This window comes from Sphingomonas sp. Leaf242 (genome assembly GCF_001422045.1).
Lineage (GTDB): Bacteria > Pseudomonadota > Alphaproteobacteria > Sphingomonadales > Sphingomonadaceae > Sphingomonas.
Genome location: NZ_LMLW01000012.1, coordinates 195,980 through 219,158, shown reverse-complemented (window position 1 = coordinate 219,158; position 23,179 = coordinate 195,980). Strand labels below are relative to the sequence as shown.

28 protein-coding genes are annotated in these 23,179 nt (G+C 67.3%); 7 read left to right on the top strand and 21 right to left on the bottom strand.

The features are described 5' to 3' along the window. The first annotated feature begins 4 nt into the window (after nt 1-4). Both flgK and ASF09_RS18415 read left to right on the top strand, forming a co-directional pair. Nucleotides 5-2,098, top strand: a complete 2,094-nt coding sequence (gene flgK, locus ASF09_RS18420; RefSeq protein ID WP_060527514.1) for a flagellar hook-associated protein FlgK — start codon at nt 5-7, stop codon at nt 2,096-2,098. Nucleotides 2,099-2,111: 13 nt separating this feature from the next. Then, nucleotides 2,112-3,020 carry a flagellin gene (locus ASF09_RS18415; RefSeq protein WP_060527513.1) on the top strand — a complete coding sequence of 303 codons (909 nt, stop codon included), beginning with the start codon at nt 2,112-2,114 and terminating at the stop codon, nt 3,018-3,020. A 580-nt stretch (nt 3,021-3,600) separates the two neighbouring features. On the opposite strand, the gene ASF09_RS18410 is transcribed toward ASF09_RS18415, so the two are convergent. Both ASF09_RS18410 and ASF09_RS18405 read right to left on the bottom strand, forming a co-directional pair. Beyond that, complete coding sequence (locus tag ASF09_RS18410; protein ID WP_060527512.1) at nt 3,601-5,271, bottom strand: hypothetical protein; 1,671 nt, start codon at nt 5,269-5,271, stop codon at nt 3,601-3,603. Between the two features lie 104 nt (nt 5,272-5,375). Continuing rightward, on the bottom strand, nt 5,376-5,636 hold the full coding sequence (locus ASF09_RS18405; protein ID WP_060527511.1) for a hypothetical protein: 261 nt from the start codon (nt 5,634-5,636) through the stop codon (nt 5,376-5,378). Between the two features lie 112 nt (nt 5,637-5,748). Here ASF09_RS18405 and ASF09_RS18400 point away from each other — a divergent pair, with 112 nt between their 5' ends. Next, nucleotides 5,749-6,162, top strand: coding sequence for a hypothetical protein (locus ASF09_RS18400; RefSeq protein WP_060527510.1), 414 nt, complete (start codon nt 5,749-5,751; stop codon nt 6,160-6,162). A 77-nt stretch (nt 6,163-6,239) separates the two neighbouring features. Here the strand turns inward: ASF09_RS18400 and ASF09_RS18395 are convergent, their stop codons facing one another. The 6 genes from ASF09_RS18395 to ASF09_RS18370 form a co-directional block, all read right to left on the bottom strand. Next, the gene (locus tag ASF09_RS18395) at nt 6,240-6,629 is read right to left on the bottom strand and encodes a hypothetical protein (RefSeq protein ID WP_060527509.1); all 390 of its coding nucleotides are present in this window, start codon (nt 6,627-6,629) and stop codon (nt 6,240-6,242) included. A gap of 284 nt (nt 6,630-6,913) precedes the next feature. After that, nucleotides 6,914-7,795 (bottom strand): flagellin, encoded by an 882-nt coding sequence (locus ASF09_RS18390; RefSeq protein ID WP_056055662.1) that lies wholly within the window; start codon nt 7,793-7,795, stop codon nt 6,914-6,916. A 170-nt stretch (nt 7,796-7,965) separates the two neighbouring features. After that, entirely contained in the window at nt 7,966-8,748 is a 783-nt protein-coding gene (flgH, locus tag ASF09_RS18385) for a flagellar basal body L-ring protein FlgH (RefSeq protein WP_156359429.1), read from the bottom strand. Nucleotides 8,749-8,815: 67 nt separating this feature from the next. Beyond that, a complete protein-coding gene (gene flgA, locus ASF09_RS18380; protein WP_235529888.1) occupies nt 8,816-9,280 on the bottom strand; it encodes a flagellar basal body P-ring formation chaperone FlgA in 465 nt (154 codons plus the stop codon). Further along, entirely contained in the window at nt 9,277-10,065 is a 789-nt protein-coding gene (flgG, locus tag ASF09_RS18375; protein ID WP_056055665.1) for a flagellar basal-body rod protein FlgG, read from the bottom strand. Before flgG ends, flgA begins: the two co-directional genes overlap by 4 nt. Before the next feature lie 42 nt (nt 10,066-10,107). After that, complete coding sequence (locus tag ASF09_RS18370) at nt 10,108-10,851, bottom strand: flagellar hook-basal body complex protein (RefSeq protein ID WP_056055666.1); 744 nt, start codon at nt 10,849-10,851, stop codon at nt 10,108-10,110. 93 nt (nt 10,852-10,944) lie between these two features. Here ASF09_RS18370 and ASF09_RS18365 point away from each other — a divergent pair, with 93 nt between their 5' ends. The 4 genes from ASF09_RS18365 to ASF09_RS18350 are packed head-to-tail and all read left to right on the top strand — an operon-like array spanning nt 10,945 to nt 13,542. After that, nucleotides 10,945-11,577 carry a flagellar basal body-associated FliL family protein gene (locus ASF09_RS18365; protein ID WP_327196599.1) on the top strand — a complete coding sequence of 211 codons (633 nt, stop codon included), beginning with the start codon at nt 10,945-10,947 and terminating at the stop codon, nt 11,575-11,577. Then, nucleotides 11,574-12,596 (top strand): flagellar motor switch protein FliM, encoded by a 1,023-nt coding sequence (fliM, locus tag ASF09_RS18360; protein ID WP_056055669.1) that lies wholly within the window; start codon nt 11,574-11,576, stop codon nt 12,594-12,596. Before ASF09_RS18365 ends, fliM begins: the two co-directional genes overlap by 4 nt. After that, nucleotides 12,593-12,961 carry a DUF6468 domain-containing protein gene (locus ASF09_RS18355; protein ID WP_060527508.1) on the top strand — a complete coding sequence of 123 codons (369 nt, stop codon included), beginning with the start codon at nt 12,593-12,595 and terminating at the stop codon, nt 12,959-12,961. Before fliM ends, ASF09_RS18355 begins: the two co-directional genes overlap by 4 nt. Continuing rightward, complete coding sequence (locus ASF09_RS18350; protein ID WP_060527507.1) at nt 12,958-13,542, top strand: MotE family protein; 585 nt, start codon at nt 12,958-12,960, stop codon at nt 13,540-13,542. Before ASF09_RS18355 ends, ASF09_RS18350 begins: the two co-directional genes overlap by 4 nt. A 95-nt stretch (nt 13,543-13,637) precedes the next feature. Here ASF09_RS18350 and ASF09_RS18345 read toward each other — a convergent pair whose 3' ends face one another. From ASF09_RS18345 to motA, 13 genes are read right to left on the bottom strand one after another with little or no spacing between them, the layout of a single operon-like run. Further along, nucleotides 13,638-14,315 carry a PilZ domain-containing protein gene (locus tag ASF09_RS18345; protein ID WP_060527506.1) on the bottom strand — a complete coding sequence of 226 codons (678 nt, stop codon included), beginning with the start codon at nt 14,313-14,315 and terminating at the stop codon, nt 13,638-13,640. A gap of 12 nt (nt 14,316-14,327) precedes the next feature. Next, on the bottom strand, nt 14,328-14,771 hold the full coding sequence (locus tag ASF09_RS18340; RefSeq protein ID WP_060527505.1) for a hypothetical protein: 444 nt from the start codon (nt 14,769-14,771) through the stop codon (nt 14,328-14,330). 10 nt (nt 14,772-14,781) lie between these two features. Further along, on the bottom strand, nt 14,782-15,660 hold the full coding sequence (locus tag ASF09_RS18335; protein ID WP_056055686.1) for a flagellar motor protein MotB: 879 nt from the start codon (nt 15,658-15,660) through the stop codon (nt 14,782-14,784). Between the two features lie 2 nt (nt 15,661-15,662). Further along, complete coding sequence (locus ASF09_RS18330) at nt 15,663-16,013, bottom strand: hypothetical protein (RefSeq protein WP_200912592.1); 351 nt, start codon at nt 16,011-16,013, stop codon at nt 15,663-15,665. A gap of 59 nt (nt 16,014-16,072) precedes the next feature. Next, the gene (locus ASF09_RS18325) at nt 16,073-16,597 is read right to left on the bottom strand and encodes a chemotaxis protein CheD (protein WP_056055689.1); all 525 of its coding nucleotides are present in this window, start codon (nt 16,595-16,597) and stop codon (nt 16,073-16,075) included. 5 nt (nt 16,598-16,602) lie between these two features. Further along, nucleotides 16,603-16,992 (bottom strand): response regulator, encoded by a 390-nt coding sequence (locus ASF09_RS18320; RefSeq protein ID WP_056055692.1) that lies wholly within the window; start codon nt 16,990-16,992, stop codon nt 16,603-16,605. A 19-nt stretch (nt 16,993-17,011) separates the two neighbouring features. Further along, nucleotides 17,012-18,028 carry a protein-glutamate methylesterase/protein-glutamine glutaminase gene (locus ASF09_RS18315; RefSeq protein WP_060527504.1) on the bottom strand — a complete coding sequence of 339 codons (1,017 nt, stop codon included), beginning with the start codon at nt 18,026-18,028 and terminating at the stop codon, nt 17,012-17,014. After that, nucleotides 18,028-18,906 (bottom strand): CheR family methyltransferase, encoded by an 879-nt coding sequence (locus ASF09_RS18310; RefSeq protein WP_060527503.1) that lies wholly within the window; start codon nt 18,904-18,906, stop codon nt 18,028-18,030. The genes ASF09_RS18315 and ASF09_RS18310 overlap by 1 nt, the downstream gene beginning before the upstream one ends. After that, nucleotides 18,903-19,394, bottom strand: coding sequence for a chemotaxis protein CheW (locus ASF09_RS18305; protein WP_056055703.1), 492 nt, complete (start codon nt 19,392-19,394; stop codon nt 18,903-18,905). Before ASF09_RS18305 ends, ASF09_RS18310 begins: the two co-directional genes overlap by 4 nt. Next, a complete protein-coding gene (locus ASF09_RS18300) occupies nt 19,391-21,559 on the bottom strand; it encodes a chemotaxis protein CheA (protein ID WP_060527502.1) in 2,169 nt (722 codons plus the stop codon). The genes ASF09_RS18305 and ASF09_RS18300 overlap by 4 nt, the downstream gene beginning before the upstream one ends. Further along, on the bottom strand, nt 21,556-21,921 hold the full coding sequence (locus ASF09_RS18295) for a response regulator (protein WP_056055708.1): 366 nt from the start codon (nt 21,919-21,921) through the stop codon (nt 21,556-21,558). The genes ASF09_RS18300 and ASF09_RS18295 overlap by 4 nt, the downstream gene beginning before the upstream one ends. Further along, nucleotides 21,918-22,274 carry an STAS domain-containing protein gene (locus tag ASF09_RS18290; RefSeq protein WP_082444452.1) on the bottom strand — a complete coding sequence of 119 codons (357 nt, stop codon included), beginning with the start codon at nt 22,272-22,274 and terminating at the stop codon, nt 21,918-21,920. Before ASF09_RS18290 ends, ASF09_RS18295 begins: the two co-directional genes overlap by 4 nt. Continuing rightward, on the bottom strand, nt 22,249-23,133 hold the full coding sequence (motA, locus tag ASF09_RS18285) for a flagellar motor stator protein MotA (RefSeq protein WP_056055714.1): 885 nt from the start codon (nt 23,131-23,133) through the stop codon (nt 22,249-22,251). The genes ASF09_RS18290 and motA overlap by 26 nt, the downstream gene beginning before the upstream one ends. Between the last annotated feature and the right edge of the window lie 46 nt (nt 23,134-23,179).

The following is a 23,179-nucleotide window of genomic DNA, read 5'->3' as shown; positions in this document are numbered from 1 at the left end:
GCGCGTGTCGCTCAGCGAAATCCTGTCTTCCGCCCTGTCCGGCCTGAACGCCACGCAGGCGGCCATGCGGACGGTGTCCAACAACATCGCCAATGTGAACACCGCGGGATACGCACGCGAAAAGGTGTCGCTGACGACCGGGGTCACCGCGGGTCGGGTCTCCGGCGTCGTGGTGGGCGAGCCGAGCCGCGTCGCCGACAAGTATCTGGAGACCACCGTCTATGCGCGATCGGGCGATGCCGGTCGCGCCGAAGTGGTCTCCACCTATCTCGATCGGTTGCAGTCGGTGCTGGGTGCGTCGGATTCGGATTCGGGCATCTCCGCGCGGCTGAATGCGGTCGCATCGGCGGCGACCGCGATGACCGGCAGCGCGGGCGGTCCGCAGACCAGCGCGGCGTTCGTCGGATCAGTTGCCGATGCGGTCGGTACGATTCAGCAACTCGGCACCGACGTCTCGGCGATCCGGTCGGACGTCGAAGGCGAGGTCGGCTATTCGGTCGACCGCGCCAACACGTTGCTGCGCAATATCTACGACTTGAACGATTCGGTCGCGCGGCTCGAGGGGCTGGGGCGGAGTTCGGCCGGCGTCGCCGACCAGCGCACCAGCGCGATCCAGGAATTGAGCGGACTCATCGGCGTGAACGCGCGCGAACAGTCCGATGGTCGCGTGACGATCGAAACGACCACCGGCGTCCAGCTGGTCGATCGGCGGCTGCGTCAATTGTCCTATGCGGACAGTGGTGCCGGATCCTCGCAGCCGATCTATGCGCCGATCGAGGTGCGGTTCGCCGCCGCCGACGGATCGCCCGGCGCCACGACCGGCGAGAAGATCGACAGCCCGTCGATCGGTGGCAAGCTCGGTGGTCTGCTCGATCTGCGCGATCATCAGCTTCCGGGGTTTTCGGATCAGGTCGCCGACGTGTTCGCGGGGATGGCGCAGGTGCTCAACACCGCGTCGAACGCGGGCACCGCAGTGCCGCCGCCGGCGACGCTGGAGGGGCGCGCGACGGCGTTGACCGGCAGCGACCGGCTCGGCTTCACCGGCGCGGCGACGTTCGCGGTGACCAAGAGCGACGGTACGCTGGTGGTCAAGACCAAAATCGATTTCTCCGCACTCGGGGCGAACGCAACCGTCGACGACGCGGTCGCGGCGATCAATGCGGGCCTGGGTAGCGCGGGTACCGCGAGCTTCGTCAGCGGCAAGCTGACGATCGCGGCGAGCGCGAGCGGTAACGGCGCCGCGATCGGCCAGGATGCGACCAGCCCGAGCGCCCGCGCGGGGATCGGGTTTTCGCAATATTTCGGCCTGAACGACATCGTCCGCAGCGACACGGCGATGCTCGCGCCGTCGGGCTTCAAGTCGGGCGACGCGCATGGTTTCGCCGCGGGCCAGTCCGCCGACCTCGCATTGCGCGATACATCCGGGCGGGTGCTGGCACGGTATACGCTGGGCGCGACCGGCTCGACCTTCGGCGATCTCGTCACCAATCTGAATGCGAGCCCGCTGGCCGGCTATGGCAGCTTCGCGATGGACGATGCGGGGCGGATCCGGTTCTCGCCGACCGCCAGCAACGCAGGGGCTGCCTTGTCGGTGGTTTCGGATACGACCGATCGCGCGGGTACCGGCCGCAGCCTGTCCGAGATCACCGGGCTGGGCGGTGCGACCGCGAGCCTTGCTGGTGCCGAGGTGCGCCGCGATATCGTCGCCGATCCGAGCCGCCTTCCGCTCGCCCGTCTCCAGGACGTCGCGGTCGGGGCGAAGGCACTCGGCGCGGGCGATCGTCGCGGCGCCTCGGGGTTTGCCGATGCCACCGAAGCGGTCGTCGATCTCGGCAGGAACGGCATGACGTCGGTGTCGCGGCTGACCGCGAGCGTGCTCGGCAATGCCGCCACCGCCGCGTCGCGCGCGCAGACGATGCAGACGACGACGACGACGCGCCGCGACGACGCGGTCGCCAGCCGCGACAATTTTTCGGGCGTCAGCATCGACGAGGAACTCGGCCAGATGGTCGTGCTCCAGAACAGCTATTCGGCCGCAGCCCGCGTGATGAGCACCGCCTCGGCGATGTACGACACGCTGCTGGCCATGGTGAGATAAGAAAGATGAACCGATGATCCGCGTCGCCACCCTTCCGTTCCAAAACACCCTGTCGCAGGCCATCCAGCGTGCGCAGAGCAAGCTGGCCGCGACCCAGACCCAGCTCAACACTGGCAAGAAGGCGTCGACTTTGGCGGGGCTTGGCACCGATGCCGCGCGGACTCTGTCGGCACGTACCGTACTCGCCCGCCAGGAATCGCAATCGGCATCGGCGACGCGGCTCGGGACGACCTTGTCGTTGTACGATGCCAACATCACGTCGATCGATACCGGCGCGACCGATCTCCGCCAGAGCATCCTGACCGCGATCGGCACCGGGAGCGGGGCGGGGCTCCAGGCCTCGATCGACAGCGCATTCGGGCAGTTCCGGACCGCGCTGAATGCGACCGACGGCAGCGGACCGCTGTTCGGTGGCTCGCAGACCGGCGACGTGCCGTTCAAGCCCGCGACGCTTGCCGACACGATCGGTGCCACCCCCGCGACCGCGTTCGCCAACGATCTGGTCCGCGCCTCGGCGCGCGTCGCCGAAGGCACCGACCTGACGTACGGCGTCGTCGCCAGTGATCTTGGCAGCACGATGCTTGCGGCGTTCCGGACGTTGGCGGAGGCGGGGACGATCGGCGACAAGATGACCGCGGCGCAAAAGGATGCGCTCGGCACCGCGGTCAACCAGATCGCGACCGCGCTGACCGGTGTGCGTGCCGTCAATGCCGAGAATGGCCGCAAGCAGTCGCAGGTCGAGACGCTGGCGACGCGCGGCGAAGAGCGCGCGACGCTGCTCAAGGATTCGATCTCGCGCGTCGAGGACGCCGATTTCGGCCAGATCTCGACCGATCTCGCGCAGCAGCAGAGCGTCCTGAAGGCGAGCTATTCGGTGTTCGGCCAGCTGACCAGCATGAGCCTGGTCGACTATCTCAAATAGGGCGGCGCGACGGTTAGAGACTGAATGCCGATCCTCCCCCTGGCGGGGGAGGTGCAGGCGTCAGCCTGACGGAGGGGGAGGCACGCGGCGACCATCGTTTCGCGTGCCGCCCCCTCCGTCGCCTTTCGGCGCCACCCCCTTAGCGGGGGAGGATACTGAGGCGGTCGACATTCAGATCGAAGCGCCAGATCAGTTCTTTTCTCCGTCGTGCCGGACACTTCGGCTTTGCTCAGGAGAGCCTGGTTCCAGCATCTAGGGTACGGCATCCTCGATAGGCTGGAGGTTGCGGAACGGTGAGCTGCGAAACCAGTCGGTGATGATACTCTGAAGCAGATAGCCGTCATTCCCGCGCAGGTGGGAACCCATACCGGCAAACCTCGCGATGAAATCGCCGACGCCCGAGCATATGGATCCCCGCCTCCGCGGGGATGACGATGGTCACACGTCGGATGGGGATAAGCGCAGAACCAGTCCGGGGTGACGGAATGATTTCACGGCCGGCATGCGCCCTCACACGCTAAATATCGATCCGTCTTGGTATGACGTGGCGGCCGGGTTCCGCTTTAACGGGCCTTCCGTATCAGCCCGCCTTCGTCGGATGGCTCATCGCCGCGCTGCCTTGATCGAGCAGGTCGCCGAATGCGCCGGCGGGGCTGGCGGCTGGGAGGGCGGCCATCGCGTTGCTGAGCGTCGCCGGATCGATCGAGCCCGACTGCGCGGTCAGCGTCGCGAACGCCGAGCCGGTCGGCAGCGTTTCGAACGCGCGGCCATACCGGCTGCGCAGCGCGGCGAGTTCGGATTCGCGGCCGAGCATCGCGAGCGCGATCGCCTGGCGCAGGACGATCGCCTGACCGACTTCGCTCAACGCGCTACGACCGGCACCGGGCAGCGATTTCGGCAAGGCCTGCTCGCCGACCGCGGCAAGACGCGCCCAGTCGTGCGCGCGCCAATATAGCTCGGCGGTCAGCGCACCGCCGCCCGGCACATCCTCGACAGTCGCCAGCGCCTCGGCGGATTTGCCGAGCAGTTGCAGCGCGGCGGCTTCGACCCGGCGTCGGTCGGCCAGGGTATCGGGCGGATAGGCGAGGATGTCGGTACCGCGCAGCGTGCGGATCGCGGCGTCGGGTGTGCCGGCGAGGATCTGCAGGCTCGCGATGCGGACGGTCAGCGGACCGCGCTCGACGTCGCTGGCCTGCGTGTCGAGGCGGTGGTCGAGCAGATCGGCGGCGCGACCGTAAAGCCCCGCGGCCTGCAGCCTGTTCACGAGGTTTTCGACGAGCTGGTTGCCGACCGGGCCGGCGGGCGCGATGTCGCGATAGTCCCAGAACATCCCGGCGGCCTGGACCAGCGACAGCGCCGAGCCGGGCGCGAGCGCCTGCGCCAGCTGCGTCTGGAGCTGCGCGACGAGCGGGCCGGAGGCCGCGCCGAGATCGAAATAGCGGAACAGCGTCGCGCCGCTCGCGAGCATGCGACCGGTATCGTGCGTGGCGGTCGCGAGGCGGACCGACAGCTCGAGCGCGCGGCGTTCGATCCGGTCGCCGCGCCAGGTGAACAGCAGCATCTCGAGCTGGCGGGTCGCTTCGCCGACCGGCAGCGTGTGCGACGCGACGCCGTTCTCGATCGTCGCCAGCCGGGCATCGGCCTGCTCGACGTCATCGCCGCTCAGAATGACGCGGTCGAGACGAAGTCGCGCCGGCTGCATCTGGCCGAGCAGCGCATAGGCCTTGCCGCGGAGCAGATTGGCGGCGGGATCGTCGTCGGGCACCGCGTTCAGCCACGCCATTGCGGGTGAGGCGCGGCCCAGGTCCAGCGCCGCACTCCCCGCGGCGATGACGAACGGGCGGCGGGCAGCCGACGTCCGGCCCGTGAGCGCGGGCATGGCGCAGCGCAACTGGCCAAGCGCCTCAGCTGCGCGATACGAGTCCGCGAGCGTCCGCATCCGCCAGAGACAGGCTTCCGAATCGCCGAGCAGCGTGTCGTCGCCGAGCATCGTCAGGGCTTCGCTGGTGTGCCGCGCCATCGCGGCTGCAACGCCGCGCGCGCGCATCCACGCGGGGACGAGCGCCAGATCGGGATCGTCGGCGCGCATCACGTCGAGCACGCCGATCGCCTCCGCTGCCAAGCCGCGCGCGATCAGGCTGGTCGCATAGTCCCATCGCAGCGACTGCCGCGTGGCGGGCGTCGCCGCGGCGAGCGAAGCCCAGGTGGCATCGTCGCCCTTGGCCGACCAGGCGGCGGCGCCTGCCGGCAAGGGCCGCTCGGCTAGCGCTGCTGCGAAACCAGGCAAACGTGCGGGGGCGAGAGTCGTTCTGGGAGGCGCGCTGACGAGCGCGGCGGCTCCGATCAGGAGACCGATCACGCGAAGAACACCGCGACGGCCGCACCACCGGCACCACATCCCAGCACGAACAACAGCGCCAGGATCATGCCGGCACGGCTGGACATCGCCGACGACAGCGCGCCGGATGTCGCGACGGGCACCGGGGCCGGCGACGCGGCGACTGATCCTGCTGCGGTGCCGTCGATGACGATCGGCGGCGTGTCGCCGCGACGCCGGGACTGCTCGCCGCTGGCGTCGAGCAGTCGGACCTTCCCGGGTTTCTGATCTTGGCTCATGGCGTAAACGTCCCTTATCTTCATCCAATTATAGGATGTCGGAGCTACCGAGGGGCGTCGTCCCGCGCGAAACATGCTGTTGGCGGGCTATGCGTTGCGAGTAGGAATTTCGATGGCTGCGTTCCGTTCCCTTCTGCACATCGCTGCGGCCGCCGTGGCGATCGTCGCGGCAACCGGCGCGTCGGCGTCGGAAGGCGAGTCGCAGCCGGCGATGGATGCGACGTTCGTGGCGATGCCCGAGCTGGTCGTGCCGATCATCGACGGCGATCGCGCGGATGGCCGGCTCAAGATCAAGATCGTGCTGAGGGCGGCGGACGTCACGGCAGCGGCGCGCCTCAAGGCCGCGATTCCGAGCCTTCGCGAGAGCGCGCTGGCGTCGGCGAGCGAGTTCGCGCGGCTTCGCGCCTCGCCCTACAAGCCGGTCGATGTCGCGCGATTGGCGCAGGACATGACGCGTGTGCTGCGCGGGCGGAACCCCGATGTCGCAAGCGTGCTGGTGGTCGAAGTATCGGCCCGCCCCGCCTGAGCCGTTCGGCGTAGGCGGGCGGTCGAAATTGGGGTCTAAGCCGGGGCCCGAGCCGAGGCCGGGGGCCGGGGGCCGGGTTACTCGGCGATACGGACGGCGCGGGAAAGCTCCGCTGCGACCCGTGTATTCCAGGTACGCAGGAACGGCGGCGGCCGGACGGCGCCGATCGCCACGGTGGCGGCCCGCGGTTTGATCTCGGCGGTCGGTACGGAAATTGCCGGTACGGAAATTGCGGCGCCAACCGAGTCGCAGCTCAGCGTGACGAGTTCGCATCCCGCCACCGATGGTTGCAGCAGGAGCAGCAGGCACTCCGCGATTTCGGGATCCTCGCGCGGGCCGATCATCTCGACGACGGTCTCGGGCGTCATGTCCGGATAGGTCATCGCCTTGGTCGCCGCGGAGTCCCACAGCGCCGACGCGTCGTCGATGTTCAGCTGGCACCGCAGCTCATATAGCGCGTTGCTCACGATCGATCCGATCCGTAAGCCGGATGCCTGTATTGTACCGTCACGTTTGAACCCTTGCTTGTACGCGTATGTCACTAGAAATACTCGATGTTGTTCGAGATATGGGGCAAAATGGGTTCGACGGAAATTAGGTAGTTATACGTAATACGATTTTAATGTCGGGTTGTGACGTTCGGGTAACACAATGAAACGTTACGAAAAAAACCGGGACCGACTTTCGCCGATCCCGGTTCCCGGTAGCCCGCCGACGGTTTGGGGGTGCCGACGAGGCGCCCGCTCCCGTTTTACCGGAAGAGCGACGTGATGGTCTGCGGCGCCTGGTTGGCGATCGACAGAGCCTGCACGCCAAGCTGCTGCTTGACCTGCAATGCCTGAAGCTTCGCCGATTCCTTGGCCAGATCCGCATCGACGAGATTGCCGATGCCGCTTTCGATGGTGTCCGACAGCTTGCTGGTGAACGTCGTCTGGGCGTCGATCTTGCGCGATGCCGAACCCAGATCGCTGAGCTTGCCGTTAAGCGACTTGCTCAGTGTATCGAGGGTATCGACCATCTTCTTGGACGTTGCCGAATCGGTCAGCTCCGAGTTCTGGCCGAGGGTGCCGGTACCGGCGCCGGTCGACTGAGTCTCGGTCGTCGCCAGATCCAGACCCTGGTTGGCAATCGACAACGTGTCGGGGGTGTACGACGTGCCGCTGCCCGTTGCGGTATTCGACAGCGACTGAAGTGCGCTGACTGCGCCACCGCTGCTCTTCAGCAGGTTGGTGCCGTTGAACTCGGACGAGTTGACGATCGTGGTGATCTGATCGCGAAGGGCCTTGAAGTCCTTGTTGTAAGCAGAGCGCGTATCGGTCGAGATGCCGTCATCCGACGCCTGCTTGGCAAGCGTCTTCATTTGGTTGACCACGTCCGAGATCTGCTCCGCCCCTGCGACAGCCACGTCGGTAACGCTCTTCGCCCGGCTGAGCGACGAGCTGACCGCCTTCAGACCGCCCAGATCGCCACGAAGGCCCTGTGCGATGGTGAAAGCTGCCGAATCGTCCTTGGTCGAGCTGACGTTCAGGCCGCTGTTGATGCGGTTCTGAACGGTGGCGAGACCCTTGCTGGTCGCGTTGAGAGCCTGGAGGGCTGCCATTGCGCCAGAGTTGGTGTTGACGGACAATGCCATGATGATTTCCTTCTGGAATAAATACGCTGGCTTCTGCCGACGTGGACCGGTTCGCCGATCCTCGACAGCCTCGGTGCGAGGCCGGTTCTTTATTCTGGGAAGAAATTCGGGAGTTCGGTCGGGCTTGTCGGAAATTTGGTGGTTAACGAAAGGTTAGCCACCGCGGGGGTTCAGAACGGGAACAGCGCGTCGTAGATCTGCTGGCCCCAGCGGGCCTGCTGCGCACTGCTGAGCTGGCCACGGCCGCCATAGCTGATCTGGGCCTCGGCGATCTGGGTATGGCGAATACTGTCGTCGCGGGCGATATCCTGCGGACGCACGATGCCCGTCACGATCAGTTCGCGCAGTTCGTAGTTCACGCGGATCTGCTGTCGGCCGCGGATCACCAGATTGCCGTTGGGCAGCACATCGGTGACCATCGCCGACATCGTCATGTTGATCGTCTCGCTGCGGCTGATGTTGCCGCTGCCGTTGAACTTCGACGCGGAATCGCCCGCCACCAGCTTGGCCGGATCGACCGACCCCGGCAGGATTTTCGCGAGCGGAGCCTGAAGCCCGAGCAACGCCGACAGGCCGGCGGATTCGGACCCGCCCTGGCTGCGCGCGGTGGTGTTGCCGACCACCGCCTTGTCGGCGACGTTGATCCGTACCGTCAGGATATCGCCGGCGCGCGAGGCGCGCTGATCGCCGAGGAACGCGCCCGCGCCGGCGCGGAACAGCGAGGCGTTGGGGGCGGAAGTCGCCGCCGCTGCCGTCCGTCCGCCGATCATGCGCGGCGTCGAGCGGCCGAGCGAATCCTCGATCGGCGGACTGTCGACCGGCAGCGCCTCGGTAAAGGTCGGCGCCTTGCCGACTTCCTTGAGGCGTCCGACCGCGCCGCAACCGGACAGCGTCGTGACCGCGAGCGTCAGCCCGGCAAGCGTCAGCACGGGTTTCAGAATAGGGGAAAACATGGAGGTCTCCGGAAGAAAGCTCGGCAGGAAAGGAGAGCGGATCAGGGCAACCGATCAGGGCCGCCGATCAGGGCAGGGGGACGTGCACGGCCCCGGAGCCCTCGACGGTGGCGTCGAACGTGCGGTTGGTCGATTGCGCGACGACGCGGACGAGATCGCCCATCCCGCCGGCCGACAGCGCGCGGCCGGTGGTCGCGATGACGAGCCCGCGACTGCGCAGGTTGATCGTCACCGGATCGCCGCGTCGGACGAGCCGCGGCGCGACCACGTCGCCCGCGCGCACTACCGCGCCGGCAACCAGGTTCCGCGCAGCCTCGCGGCCAGCGGCGACATCGGGTGCGATCGCACCGATCGCGTAGCCGGGGGGGCGGGGCTGCGCCTCGAAGTCGGTGGCGGCGAGGATGTCGCCGCGCGCGACGGCGTGCGACAGGACCGAGGTCGCGACCGGCTCGGCCGCGGCCATGACCGGAACCGCGAGGCCGAAGCCGGCGAGCGCGACGATCGTCGCGGTGCGGAAGCGCATAGCGATCATCGCATCTGGCTGGACGTCGCCAGCATCTCGTCCGCGGTCTTCACGACGCGGCTGTTCATCTCATACGCACGCTGCGCGGTGATCAGCGCGGTGATCTCCGAGACCGGGTTGACGTTCGAAGCCTCGACGAAGCCCTGCATGGTCGTGCCGAAGCCCGGATCGCCCGGCGCGGCGATCGTCGCGGTGCCCGAGGCCGAGGTCTCGGTGAAGACGTTGCCGCCCTGCGCCTCGAGACCGGCTTCGTTGATGAACGTTGCGAGCTGGAGCTGGCCGACGGTCTGCATCTCGGCGGCACCGGCGACCTTGATCTGGACCAGCCCGGTCTTCGAGATCGCGACGTCGACCGCGTCGGCCGGGATCGTGATCCCCGGCTCGACCGCGTTGCCGTCGGCGGTCACCAGTTCGCCCTGGTCGGACAGCTGGAAAGACCCGTCGCGCGTGTAGCCGGTCTCGCCACTTGGCAATCGCATCTGGAAATAGCCGCGGCCCTGGATCGCGACGTCGTAGCGGTTGCTGGTCTGGTTCGGTGCACCCTGTTCGGTGATCCGGTAGACGCTGCCGGTCTTCACGCCCGAGCCGATCTGGATCCCGGTCGGGATCTTCGCGGTGCCGCTGCTGTCGGTCGAGGAGCCGGCGCGCGTTTCCTGCTGATAGAGCAGGTCCTGGAACGCCGCGCGCTGGCGCTTGAACCCGGTGGTGTTCATGTTGGCGATGTTGTTCGAGATGACGTCGACGTTGGTCTGCTGTGCCAGCATCCCGGTGCTGGCGATCGAAAGAGTGCGCATCGCGTGGTCCTTTGCTGAAATTGGCGTTGATTAAGGGGAAGGTCAGCCAAGCTTCGACAGGCGGTCGATCGCGCGTTTGCGCATGTCGTCCATGTCCTGCGAGATCTTCATGCTGGTCTGGTAGGCGCGCAGGATGTCGACCATCGAGGTGGTCTCGACGATCGGCTCGACGTTCGATCCCTCGATACCGCCGGTCCGCAGCTTGGTTTCGTTGGCGGCCAGTTCGCGACCCCCGGTGGCGGTCATCAGGCCGTCGCCGCGCGGGGTGACGCCGCGTTCGTCGTCGAACACGGTCACCGCGATCCGGCCGACCGGGCCGGCCTTGCCCATGACCGAGCCATCGTTGCCGATCGAGAGCGTCGGCAGATCCTCGGGCGTGACCGCGATCGGCTTGCCGCCCTCGCCGAGAATACGCTGGCCGCCCGCATTGGTCAGCTCGCCGGCCTCGTTGACCTTGACGAAGCCCGCGCGCGTGAAGGCGGTGCCGCCGTCGGGGGCCTCGACCGAGAGATAGCCGGGGCCGTCGATCATCAGGTCGAGCGGGTTGCCGGTCGACTGGAACGCGCCGGCGCTGGTGTCGTGCATCGCGCCCATGTCGAGCACGAACGAGGTCGTCCGCGTGATGTCGGGCGTGCTCTCCTTCTGCTGCTCGACGAATTCGCGGAACACCGGGCGTTCGCGCTTGAAGCCGGCGGTGCTCATGTTCGCCATGTTGTTGGCGGCGACGTCCAGGCGGCGACGCAGCGCCTGCTCCTGGCTCAGCAATATAAAGGAGGAGATGTCCATCGGGGCCTGGTCCAAATTTTCCGCATTATCGGCGCCGGTAGGCAAATTCTGCCTGCCGTCTCTCCTATAATAGGTTGGTACGAGGGGTGCCGGTTGGCGCTTCCCCTCGAAATCGCGAGCACCGGCAGCGCCGGGACCAAGGGGACGACGATCGTGGCGACTAAGGAAACGGCGCAGGACATCGGTGACGACACCGATGGCAATGCGGGGGAGGGTGACGCCGTCGCCGCGGCAACCAAACCCAAGCGCGGCAAGAAGAAGATGATCGTGCTCGCAGCGGTCGGCGGCGTGCTGCTGCTCGGCGGTGGCGGCGCGGGCTATATGATGCTCGGCGGCAAGCCGGCGGCGGCGCATGATGGCGCGGCAGCCGAGACCGAAACTGCCGACAGCGAGGGTTCGGGCGAAGGCGCCGGGCATGAGGCGGCAGCGCCGCTCGATGTCCCGCCGATGCTGGTCAATTTGCGCTCGGCCGACGGTGCTCCGCATTTCCTCAAGGTCCACGTCATGCTCGTCCCCGGTGCGAAATCGAACGTCGAGGCGCTGAAGGCCGACCTGCCGGTGCTGCTCGACGCGTATCAGCCGTTTTTGCGCGAACTGCGCCCCGAGGACCTGTCCGGGTCCGCGGCGGTGTTCCGGATCAAGGAAGAATTGCTGATCCGTGCGCGCACGACGATCGGCGCAGACAAGGTGAAGGACGTCCTCGTGCAGGATCTGGTGCAGCAATGAGCGACGATTTCGAAGACCTCGAAGACTTTTCGCTGCCCGATCCGCCGACCGCGGAGCTTGGCGGCGCGGCGTTCGACCAGGCCGGCATCGACGCGCTGTTCGGCACGTCCGGCGGCCCCGAGAAACCCCGCAGCGGCCTCAAGGCGGTCATCGAATCCGACGTCATCAGCTATGAACGGCTGCCGATGCTGGAGGTCGTGTACGACCGGCTGGTCCGTACCTTCGCGACGTCGATGCGCAACCTGACCTCGGACGCGATCGACGTCAGCCTTGAGGACATGAGCTCGATCCGGTTCGGCGATTTCGTCAACCGGCTTGCGCTGCCAGCGATGATCGGCGTGTTCCGCGTCGAGGAGTGGCGCAACTACGGCCTCATCACGGTCGAGCCAAGCCTGATCTATTCGGTGGTCGATGCGCTGCTCGGCGGACGCCAGAGCGGCAACCGATCGATGATCGACGGGCGCGCGTTCACGGGAATCGAAGTCGGGCTGGTGTCGCGGATGCTCGAACTCGCGCTCGCCGATCTCAGTGCGGCGCTGCAACCGATCGTCGCGACGACGATGAAGCTCGAGCGGATCGAGACCAGCCCGCGCTTCGCCTCGATCGCCGGGCCGACCAACATCTGTACCGCCGCCACGCTGCGGGTCGACATGGACGGCCGCGGCGGCTGTTTCAGCGTGCTGCTGCCGTATGCAACGATCGAGTCGGTCCGCTACCGGTTCGGCCAGCGCTTCATGGGCGATACCGATGGCCCGGAAAACGTCTGGGGCGCGCACATGGCCGCCGAACTGCGCAAGACCGAGGTCGCGGTCGACGTGGTGCTCGGCGAGGCGACGATGAGCCTGGGCGATGTCCGGTCGCTGCAAGTCGGCCGGACGATCGCGCTCGGCACGCGGCCCGACGATCTGCTCGGGATCCAGGTCGGCGGGGTTTCGCTCGGCAGCGCGCAGATCGGCCAACGTCGCAACAATATCGCGGTCCGTCTCGCGACCGATATCGTCAGGGGAGCAGGCGCATGAATTTTTCGACGGTCGCGAACATCGCGACGATCATCCTGTGCGCCGCGGTGCTGGTGCAGAGCGTGCGGATGATGCGGTCGCTGAAGGCGGTGCGCGGTGGCGCGATCGCCGATGTGGTCGAGGCGCTCGACCGCTCGACCGGGCAGGCGCGCATGGTTCTGTCCGAACTGCGCGATGCGCTGGGCGAATGCGCGCACAGCGCGCGCGCGGTGTCCGACGGCAAGGCGATCGCCGACGAACTGACCGTGATGATCGGGATCGCCAACGCGTCCGCCGATCGCATGGCGGACGCCGCCGATGCGGCACGTCGGCAGCAGGCCGGGGACTATAGCGGCGCCGATCACAACGCAGGGGGCTGGGCATGATCGGGCGTCCTTCGTTGTTGATGCTGACCGCGGCGTCGGCGGCGGTGGCGATGGTCGGCAACGCCGTCGGGCTGGCGGCGATGCCGAGCGGCGCGCAGGCGGCGGGATCGCCGGCGAGTTCGCGACTGGGCGTCGCGATCGCCGACGATCTCGGCGCGCGCGACCAGGCGGCGGTGCGGCGTGGTCGCGCGCTCGACATGCGCGAGCAGGCGGTCCGCGCGACCGAGGCGCGGCTCAAGGCGGATGCCGGCAACCGACCGGATGCGGCGGCGGCAGCACCTGCCCAACCGAGTTCGCCGGGCTCGCCAGCCGGAGCGACGCCGCCGACGGATCAATATGACGATCTGGCGCGGATCTATCAGGCGATGAAGCCCGCCTCCGCGGCACTGGTCCTCGAACAGCTCGATCTCGACGTGCAGATGCGGGTCGCGCAACGCATGCGCGAGCGCTCGACCGCAATGGTGCTGGCGGCGATGACGCCGCGCGGCGCAGCGGCGCTGACGATGGCGCTGGCGCGGCGCGATGCCCGGCGTCCGCCGAGCGCGGTCAGGCCTGCGGGGGCGGCGTTGTCGAAGCGCTGAACCGCAGCGGCAGACGGATGACACGAAAAAGGGGAGCGTACCGGACCGGTACGCTCCCCTTTTTTACGGGCGGCGGGTTGTCGCTCGGTCGCGTGTCAGATTTCGGCGCGGTCGGAGGCGAAGCGAACCGATCGGTCGGTCTGCCACGCCGATACCTCGGCGAACGACAGCATCTCCAGGAAGGCGAAGCCGACGCTCTCACCGTTCGACCAGCGCATCCGCGCACGACGCGGTGAGAGGCCCGGGATCGTGATCCGGACTTCGCTGTCGCGGGGCAGCGGGCTGGCGATCAGAATCCGGCATCCCGATTGCGACAGGTCGCACAGCACCGAGGCCGACAGCGTGCCCAGATGCCAGAGCACGGTGGGGCAGTTGGCGGCGATGCGCGGCGTACGGGCGATGATCGCCGAGGTATCCGGGACCGTGCCGAGTACCGCATCGATCACGATCGGGCCGTCGAGCTGCAACCCGGCGCGTCCATCGCGCGCCCAGGCGACCCGCGCGTCGACCGCTTGCAGGTTACGCAGTTCGACGCGGACGCGATCGTCCTCGGCCAGGACGGTCGAGCATTCGATCATCATCCCCGTCTGCGACAGGTTGCGGACGCGACAGACGTGATCGATCCCCGCGGCCTCGAGACGCGCGACGAGGAGGATCGTCATCAGCCGCGTCTCGCGCCGTCCGAACGTGCCACCGGCGGGTTCGGCATGGGGAAGTCTCGACGCGCCGGTTGCGTGGACCGGGCTCGACGTTTCGGGAGGCGGAACGATCATGACCTGTGTCCTTCAGGACGGTTCGGCACGCGTGATCGCGGCGCGGCGTACGATGCCTGGGCCGAAAGCCTCGGGGGCGGCGGTCATCACGACCTTACGCAACGCGCCAATGTCGGGCAGCATCCCGTCGGGACCGGCGGCGAGCGGCGTGCGGTAGGTCCGCAGGTTGATCGCGTGAAGCAGCAACGGCAGCCGTGCGGCGACCAACGCGCCGTCGTCGACCGACACCTGCAATTCGACATCGAACGAGACATAGCCCGCCAGGCGACCATCGCCGAACACCAGAGGGGCAACGATCTTCTCCGCCTTGACGAACGTCAGGTCCGGAACCGAAGTCTCGTGCGCGTCCGCCTTGCCGTGAGACGGCCCGAGTATCGCCCGCGTCGCGAATGCGGCACCGCCGCCGACGCCCGTACCGGCAATCAGAACGGCGAGCGGGAACAGGATCTTTTTCATCGCAAGGGTCCTAGAACCGGAAGCTGGCGTCGCTCGGCAGGGAGGCGGCGGCCCCCTTGACGACGATCGTGATACGGCGGTTTTCGGGTCGGGTCGGCTGGTCGGGATAGACCGGGCGGGTGTCCGCCATCGCCACCATCTCGGCGAACCGGCCGGGGGCGAGCCCCGCGCCGATCATCGCCGAGCGCGCGGCGATCGCGCGTTCGCCCGACAATCGCCAGCTCGAATCGTCGCTGCCGCTACCGTCGCCGTCGGTGTGCCCCTCGATCGCGATCTGCGCGTCCGAACGGGCGAGCTTGCCCGCGACGCGCGCCATCATGTCTCTGGCGTACGGGTTGAGCGTCGCGGTGCCGACCTTGAACATCGATCGCTTGGCGGTATCCATCAGGCTGATGCGCAGGCCGTCGCGGTCGTCCTCGACGCGCATCGCCTTGTGGCCGTCTTCGGCGGGCGGCAGGCTGTCGATCGCAACGCGGAGTTCCTGTGCGAGGACGCGCAGCGACGCGTCGGGAATATTCGCGGTACCGCCGCGCGCGGTGCCGGCGGTCGCGGCATTGGCGCTCGGCTGGCCGGTCGGCGTGCCGGTCGCGCTGGCCTGGCTACGGCTGCCATGACCGCCCGCGCCCGGCATCGAGCCGATCCCGCTGGCCGAGGCGGTCGCATCCGACGTCTGCGACATTGCGGTGGCGGCGGGCGAGAAATATTCCGCCAGCCCCTTCAGGCGTTGCTTGTCCGGATTGCTGATCAGCCAGAGCAGCATGAAGAACGCCATCATCGCAGTCACGAAATCGGCATAGGCGACCTTCCATGCGCCGCCGTGATGCGCGGCGGCGGTCTTCTTGATCTTGCGGATGATGATCGGGCGGGTGTTGGCACCGGCGACGGCCATGGTCAGGCGGCCTGCGCTTCGAGTGCGTGCGCGACCGGGGTATGCGCGGTGGGGGCGTGCGGCATCGCCGCGAGCGCCAGCGCGGCGTGGAGCCGGCCCTGGATCGCGCTCAAGCGGACCGGCGCGATCGCGGCGTCGGGGGTGATGCCACCCGCGACGCGGTCGAGCACAGCGGCGCTTTCGTCGGCGCTCTGCACGATCAGGTCGAACACCTGAAGCTGGTCGATGTGCCGCATGACGAAATCCTCGTCGCCGACCAGCGTCTCGGCGAGTTGCTCGACGAGCGCACTGACGCGACGCAGCTCGCTCGCCAGAGCGATGTGCAGGGCCGCATGGGAAGGGGACTGGATCATGATGCGCGCACTCTGGTTGTCTGGCGGGGTGGGTGGGGAAGTCCGAACGATTCCGGACGTCAGAAGAGTTCGAGTTCGCCTTCGGACTCGGGCATCGGCGGACGGACGATCGGACGGACCGGCACGGCTTCGGCGACGCAGGTCGACCGTGCCTTGCCCTCGAACGGCAGGAACTCGATCTTCCGCGCGCAGACGCCGCCGACATCGACATGACCGATCGCGAAGCCCTCGGTCTCGATGAAGCGCCGCGCGAACGCGGCGTTGTCCTGGCCGATCCCGCCGAGCCCGGCGATGATCTTGGCGCCGCCATAGATGTGCGCGCGCAGTCGCGACCGCATCGCGCCCTTCTTCATCATCGCGTTGATCAGCAGTTCCATCGCGTGGACGCCGTAGCGCTGCCGGTCCTGGATCCCGACGGCATGACCCGCTTCCGGCTCGCCGAGCAGGAAATGGTTCATGCCGCCGACCCGCGCCTTGGCATCGTACAGGCACACCGCGATGCACGAGCCGAGCAACGTCGTCAGCATCGTGTCCGGCTCGGCCATCGCCATGTGGTCGCCCTGGATAAGGGGGATCCTGCGCATGCCGATCAGGCCAACGCGCCGAAGACGCGCTCGATCTTTTCCTTCAGCGCGGCCGGGGCGAACGGCTTGACGAGATAGTTGTTCACGCCGAGCGCCGCGGCCTTCTGGACGATCTCGCGATCGGACGAGCCGGTGAGCATGATGAACACCGTCTTGCCGATCACCGGATCGTTGCGCACTTCCTCGAGGAACTGCAGACCGTCCATGTCGGGCATGTTGTAGTCCGAGATGATGAGATGCACGCGGTCGCTCCTGACCGCCGCGAGCGCTTCGGGCGCACCGCCCTTGTCGCGCACGTCGCGAAATCCCAGGTCCTGAAGGGACCGGCGGATCATCGCGCGCATACTGGCCTGATCGTCCACGACCATGACCTTGATTTGAGATGCAGCCGGCATCGTCTTCCAATCCCTGTGTTTACTTGCCGCACGCCGCGAGGATCGCCTCGGGCAGTGCAGACAGACTCAATTCACGCTCGACCGCGCCAAGTTCGACCGCCGACCGCGGCATGCCGTAGACGACGCAGGTGTCCTTCGACTGGCCGAAGGTCCGCGCGCCCGCCTGGCGCATTTGCAGCAGCCCCTCGGCACCGTCGGATCCCATCCCGGTCAGGATCACCCCGACCGCCTGGGCGCCGCGTTTGGCGACCGACCGGAAGAGGATGTCGACCGACGGACGATGGCCGCTGACGAGATCGTCGGCCTTGAGGCGAACGACCCCCTTGGCACCACCGACGAGCTCCATGTGTCGCGGCCCACCAGGTGCAATATAGGCGGTTCCGGGCATCAACGGGCTTCCGTCGACCGCTTCGCGCACCGTAATCCGACATTCGCGGTCGAGCCGTTCGGCGAAACTCGCGGTGAACGTGCCGGGCATGTGCTGGACGATCAGGATCGGCGGGCAACCGGGCGGTAGTGCCGCGAGCAGCGAGAACAGCGCCTCGACGCCGCCGGTCGATGCCCCGATCGCGATCACCACGTCGTCGCGCGACTGCACCGTCATTTTCGCGGGACGGACGGTCGGCGTGACGCGGACCGCAGACCGCGCGGCGGCCTTGACCGTCGCACGCAGCAGCGCCGCATCGCGCGCCAGCTCCTCGGGATTGCCCGACGGCTTGGCGATGCAGTCCACCGCGCCCAGCCGCAGCGCCTCGATCGTCACCGCCGCACCCTGCGCGGTCAGCGTCGAGCACATGACGACCGGCATCGGCCGCAACCGCATGATGCGTTCGAGGAACGACAGGCCGTCCATCCCCGGCATCTCGATGTCGAGCGTGATGACGTCGGGTTCGAGATCCTTGATCATCTGTCGCGCGATGCTCGGCTCGGGGGCCATGCCGACCACCTCGATCTCGGGATCGGCGGATAGCACGCGGTTGAGCGCGGCGCGGATTGCGGCGCTGTCGTCGACGATCAGCGTACGGATGCGCCGCATTATTGTCCCCCCTGCTTGACGTAGATGGTCTGGCCGCAGCTCTGCATGATCTGCGCGGCGGACCCGAACAGTCGTTCCGAATGGCCGATGTACAGATGGCCACCGGGGACGAGCAGGTCGACCAGCCGTTCCTCGAGCTCCGCCTTCGCGCGATCGTCGAAATAGATCATCACGTTGCGGCAGAAGATCGCGTCGTAACGCTGGCGCATCGGCCAGGCGTCGAACAGGTTGAGCACGCGCGCCTGGACCAGCGCGCGCGCCTCCGCGGCGATCTCGAACTCGCCACCGGGAGCAGGCTTGACCCATGCCGACCGATAGTCGGCGGGGATCGCTGCGACGGTCTGCTCCGCATAGGTCGCGCGGCGGACGCTTTCGACGACGTGCGGTGCAAGGTCGGTCGCCAGCAGCTTCAGGTCGGCGTCGCGCAGCCATCCGGCCGCCGAGCGGTCGCGCCCGAGCAGGCACATCGCGATCGAATACACTTCCTCGCCGCTCGAACAGCCCGCCGACCAGATCCGAACCGGAGCGGTACGCACGCGCTGTTTGAGCGTCGGGATGACGACGTTGCGGAAATGCTCGAAATGATGGTTTTCACGGAAGAAATGCGTGTGGTTGGTGGTCAGCGCGACGACCATCGCCGCGCGTTCCTCCTTGTTGGTCTGAACCAGACGCACATAGTCGCGGAAATTGGCGAGACCGTGCATCCGCAGGCGACGCGACAAGCGGCCGTGGACCAGCGTCTTCTTGATATCGGTCAGGTGGATCCGCGCGTCGCTCTGCATGATCGTCGCGATCGCGGCGAACTCGGCGGCGGCGAGCGGCGGACCGCTCCCCGAACCGGCGACGTCGGCTCCACCTGGCAGGGTGGCAGTGGTCACGCCGCGATATCCATCTGCCGGGTCAGACCGAGCGCCTCGAGATCGAGCAGCAGGACCATGATGTCGCCGGCGGCGCCCTGTGCTTCGGACGCGCGGGTCTGCGTCTTGACCAGACCGGCAATCACGCTGGGTTCGCCGATCTCGACGTCGGGCGCGGGGCGGATCTCGTTGGCGTCGATCAGGACGATGTCCGACACTTCGTCGACCAGGAACCCGGCCTGCTTGCCGGCGATGCTGACGACCAGGATGCACGACCGCGAGTGAATCGCGCTCGGCTCCCATCCGAGGCGCTCGGCGAGGCCGATCACGGGGACGACGGTCCCGCGCAGGTTGGTGACGCCCTTGATATAGTCGGGCACGCCGGGAAGCGGGGTCGGCTCGTCCCATTCGCGGATCTCGATCAGCGACGACATGTCGATCCCGAAGATCTGCGTGCCGAGCGAGAAGGTGACGATCTTGCGTTCACCCGGGGCGTTGGTCGTGGTCATGCGGCGAGTCCTTTGGTGATGTGGCGAACGGAGGAAGACGGACCGACGAGCGCTTCGATGTCGAGGATCAGCGCGATCGAGCCGTCGCCGAGGATCGTTGCGCCGCCGAGCCCGCGGATCGGATGCAGGTTCTGCTCGAGGCTCTTGATGACGACCTCGCGGCGGTCGTCGATCGTGTCGACCATCAGCCCGACATGGCCGGCGGTCTCGCTCTCGACGATGATCACCAGCGATTCCTCGGGCGAGCGGGCGTCGTTGTCGGCGAACCCGAAGGTGCGGGTGAGACGGCGGACGGGAACGTAGTTGCCGCGCAGTTCGATCACCTCGCCGGTGGTCGTGGTCGGGCGGACCTGGCCGGGTTCGGGCTGGACCGTCTCGACGACGTTGGCGAGCGGCAGCACGAAGCGCTGGCCGGCGAGCCGCACGATCATCCCCTCGAGGATGGCGAGCGTCAGCGGCAGCACCATCGTGAAAGTGGTGCCCTTGCCGGGCACCGAGCTGATCTCGACGCGGCCGCCGAGCGCCTCGACGTTCGAGCGGACCACGTCCATGCCGACGCCGCGACCCGAGATGTTCGAGATCGTCTCCGCGGTGGAGAATCCGGGTGCGCAGATCAGCTGGTCGATCTCCTCGTCGGACAGGACCGCGTCGGCGGCGACGATGCCCTTCTCGACCGCCTTGGCGCGGACGCGGACCCGGTCGATCCCGGCGCCGTCGTCGGCGACCCGGACGAAGATCCGCGCGCCCTTCTGTTCGGCGGACAGGCGGATCGTGCCCTCGGGGGGCTTGCCGCACGCAATCCGGTCGGCCGGGCTCTCGATGCCGTGGTCGACCGCGTTGCGGATCATGTGGGTCAGCGGATCGCCGATCTTCTCGATCACGCCCTTGTCGACTTCGGTCATCTCGCCGGTCGTCTCGAGCGTCACGAGCTTGCCGGTTTCGGTGGCGAGATCGCGCAGCATGCGCGGCACGCGGCTGAACGACTGCTTGATCGGCTGCGCGCGCAGCGACATCACCGTGTCCTGGATCTCGCGCGTCAGGCGCGAGAGCTGCGGCAGTTCGACGCGTTCCTGGTCCTTCGGGCTCAGGCGATCGGCGAGGATCGAGCCACGGATGACGAGTTCGCCAACCAGGTTGAGCAGCATGTCGAGCTTGGTCAGTTCGACGCGGATCGTCTGCGACGCAGGCTCGACGCGCGGCGCCTCCGGGCTGACCGGTGCGGCCATTTTGACAGCAACCGGAGCGGCGGGCGGCGCGATGCTGGCGATCGACACGACCGGCGCGGCGAGCGGCGGCGCCTGCGTCACCGGAGCGGGTGCTGCAGGGGCGACACTGTCACCGCGGACGATCGTGACGACCGAGTCCGGATCGACGAAATCGAAGCAGTCGGTGATCGCCGATTCCTCGATCGCCGCGGGTACGCTGACGGTCCAGCCGATATAGCTGTGCTCAGGGTCCATGTCGCGGAGCGAGGGCAGACGCGTCAGGTCCGCGCCGATCACCGAGCCGCCGAGCAGTTCGAGTTCGCGGATGATCAGCATCGGCTCGCCGCCGTTGGAAAGCGCGGCGTTGGACGGCAGGAACGTCACCGTCCAGGGCGCGGCGACGTCGGGGGCGCTGTCGAAGTCGTCGAGCGAGACACCGACGGGCTCGAACCCGAACGGATCGAACGATTCGATCGCGCCGGCGATCGGCACGAAGCCGAACGGATCGGCATCGACCTCTACGGGAGCAGCGGCGGGGGCGGGGGCGGCGACAGGCGCCGTCGCATCCGGTGCGCCGCCGTTCTTGAGAACCTCGTCGAGCGCCTCCAGGGCTGCGGCGTCGTTCGGGAGGCCGCGCGTGCCCTGTGCGGCTGCGACGTGATCCGACAGGATATCGAACGCGGTCAGCATGACGCCGGTGACGCCGGGGGTCGGCGCGATGCGGCCGGCGCGAACCTCGTCGAGGACGTTCTCGAACCGGTGCGAGAACGCGGTCAGCGCGGCGTGGCCGAATGCGCCGGCACCACCCTTGATCGAATGGACCGCGCGGAACACGCCCGCGATCACGCCGGCCGACACGTCGCCCGCGTTCATCGCGGACAGGCCGGTCTCGGCGGTCGTCAGACCTTCGGCGCATTCCTCGAAGAAGATCGCCTGGATATCGTCGAGATCATCGCTCATGGACATACCCGGCGGATCGCCGTCCCCAGCTTGGCGGCGTCGAACGGCTTGGTGATCCAGCCGGTCGCGCCGGCGCCGCGTGCGCGGGCCTTTTTCTCGTCGGAGAATTCGGTCGACAGGACCAGGATCGGCAGGCCGCGGAATTCGGGCACCGCACGAACCGCCTCGATCAGCTCGAACCCGTCCATCTCCGGCATGTTGATGTCGGTGATCAGCAGGTCTGGCTTGACCTCGTGCATCCGCTCCAGACCGTGGCGGCCGTCATTGGCCGCCTCGATCGTGAAGCCCTGCGCGGTCAACGACGCTTTCAGGAGCATCCGCATGCTCGCCGAGTCGTCGACGGTAAGGATGGTCTTGCTCACGAATGGATTTCCTTCTGGTTGTCGAGACCGATGGCGTCGGCCAGTCGGCAGGCCGTCACGCGCTCCACGAATGCGGGGCTGGGCGCGGCGATGGTGAAGCTGTGGCCGTTGGCGATCGCATCGGCATGCGCGGCGACCAGCAACTGCAGCGTCGCGTGGCCGATGCTCTCGACACCCGAAGCGTCGATCACGATGTCGCCGTCGAAATCCGCCGCGAGGACCAGGCGTACCCCGATGTCCTGCGCGTGCACCGTGGTGCACTGGCCGGGAAGTATCAGCGTACGATCCTCTGGGGGTTTCGCGTCTGCGGTGGCGGCGAGTGCCATGTCAGGCGGTGAGAGCGTTGAAATCATTTTTCGCCTCCTCGAGGGCGGTTTCTAACTGTTGGAAGGTCGGTGCCTTCGTCGATGGTGTCATGCGGCGGGCGATCTCGATCGCGACCTGCGTCGGCAGCCCCTGCGCGTGCGCGACGATCGCGCTCTTGACGATCAGGAACGGCTTGGCGTCGGCGTCGATCGTCTCGTGCAATTTCGCGGCGAGCGGACCGACCAGGCAATAAGCGAGCATCACGCCGAGGAAGGTGCCGACCAGCGCGCCGCCGATCATCGCGCCGAGCACGTCGGTCGGCTGGTCGATCGATCCCATCGTCTTGATGACGCCGAGCACCGCGGCGACGATGCCGATCGCGGGCAGGCCGTCGGCCATTAGCTGAAGCGCATGCTGCGGCGCCAGCTCCTCATGGTGATGGTTCTCGATGTCGTTATCCATCGCCTCGGCGATCTGGTGCGGATCCTCGAAGCTGACCGTCATCATCCGCAGATAGTCGCAGATGAACGCCACCAGATGATGGTCCGCGAGGATGCGCGGATAGCGGCTGAAGATCGGACTTTCCGCCGGCGTATCCAGATGCGGCTCGATCCCGATCGCGCCGCTCCGCTTGAACGTCGACAGCAGTCCGAACAACAGGGTCAGCAGGTCGCGATAATCGCTCTCGGTCCAGCGTCCGCCCTTGAAGGTGCGGAGCAGACCTTTGCCGGCCTGCTTCACCGTCGGCACCGAGTTGGAGACGATGAACGCGCCGATCGCCGCGCCGCCGATCGCGACCAGCTCGTGCGGCAGCGCGTGCATCACGATATCCATCTTGCCGCCGGACCAGATGAAACTGCCGAACACGCATGCGAGGATGATGATGAAACCTATACCATTTACCATGGTCCGCGACCGTTCCTTCGTACCGGGTTTATGTTGTTATAGGAGG

Bases quoted from the DNA above. Each gene is read 5' to 3' on its own strand.
- ASF09_RS18355 (WP_060527508.1), top strand. From the start codon at position 12,593: ATGAATTTTTCGACGGTCGCGAACATCGCGACGATCATCCTGTGCGCC.
- ASF09_RS18325 (WP_056055689.1), bottom strand. From the start codon at position 16,597: ATGCGCAGGATCCCCCTTATCCAGGGCGACCACATGGCGATGGCCGAG.
- ASF09_RS18320 (WP_056055692.1), bottom strand. From the start codon at position 16,992: ATGCCGGCTGCATCTCAAATCAAGGTCATGGTCGTGGACGATCAGGCC.
- ASF09_RS18345 (WP_060527506.1), bottom strand. From the start codon at position 14,315: ATGATCGTTCCGCCTCCCGAAACGTCGAGCCCGGTCCACGCAACCGGC.
- motA (WP_056055714.1), bottom strand. From the start codon at position 23,133: ATGGTAAATGGTATAGGTTTCATCATCATCCTCGCATGCGTGTTCGGC.
- ASF09_RS18370 (WP_056055666.1), bottom strand. From the start codon at position 10,851: ATGGACATCTCCTCCTTTATATTGCTGAGCCAGGAGCAGGCGCTGCGT.
- fliM (WP_056055669.1), top strand. From the start codon at position 11,574: ATGAGCGACGATTTCGAAGACCTCGAAGACTTTTCGCTGCCCGATCCG.
- ASF09_RS18400 (WP_060527510.1), top strand. From the start codon at position 5,749: ATGGCTGCGTTCCGTTCCCTTCTGCACATCGCTGCGGCCGCCGTGGCG.
- ASF09_RS18340 (WP_060527505.1), bottom strand. From the start codon at position 14,771: ATGAAAAAGATCCTGTTCCCGCTCGCCGTTCTGATTGCCGGTACGGGC.
- ASF09_RS18415 (WP_060527513.1), top strand. From the start codon at position 2,112: ATGATCCGCGTCGCCACCCTTCCGTTCCAAAACACCCTGTCGCAGGCC.
- ASF09_RS18305 (WP_056055703.1), bottom strand. From the start codon at position 19,394: ATGACCACGACCAACGCCCCGGGTGAACGCAAGATCGTCACCTTCTCG.
- ASF09_RS18330 (WP_200912592.1), bottom strand. From the start codon at position 16,013: ATGATCCAGTCCCCTTCCCATGCGGCCCTGCACATCGCTCTGGCGAGC.
- flgH (WP_156359429.1), bottom strand. From the start codon at position 8,748: ATGTTTTCCCCTATTCTGAAACCCGTGCTGACGCTTGCCGGGCTGACG.
- ASF09_RS18290 (WP_082444452.1), bottom strand. From the start codon at position 22,274: ATGATTTCAACGCTCTCACCGCCTGACATGGCACTCGCCGCCACCGCA.
- flgG (WP_056055665.1), bottom strand. From the start codon at position 10,065: ATGCGCACTCTTTCGATCGCCAGCACCGGGATGCTGGCACAGCAGACC.
- ASF09_RS18390 (WP_056055662.1), bottom strand. From the start codon at position 7,795: ATGGCATTGTCCGTCAACACCAACTCTGGCGCAATGGCAGCCCTCCAG.
- ASF09_RS18405 (WP_060527511.1), bottom strand. From the start codon at position 5,636: ATGAGCCAAGATCAGAAACCCGGGAAGGTCCGACTGCTCGACGCCAGC.
- ASF09_RS18335 (WP_056055686.1), bottom strand. From the start codon at position 15,660: ATGGCCGTCGCCGGTGCCAACACCCGCCCGATCATCATCCGCAAGATC.
- flgA (WP_235529888.1), bottom strand. From the start codon at position 9,280: ATGATCGCTATGCGCTTCCGCACCGCGACGATCGTCGCGCTCGCCGGC.
- ASF09_RS18300 (WP_060527502.1), bottom strand. From the start codon at position 21,559: ATGAGCGATGATCTCGACGATATCCAGGCGATCTTCTTCGAGGAATGC.
- ASF09_RS18315 (WP_060527504.1), bottom strand. From the start codon at position 18,028: ATGCGGCGCATCCGTACGCTGATCGTCGACGACAGCGCCGCAATCCGC.
- ASF09_RS18350 (WP_060527507.1), top strand. From the start codon at position 12,958: ATGATCGGGCGTCCTTCGTTGTTGATGCTGACCGCGGCGTCGGCGGCG.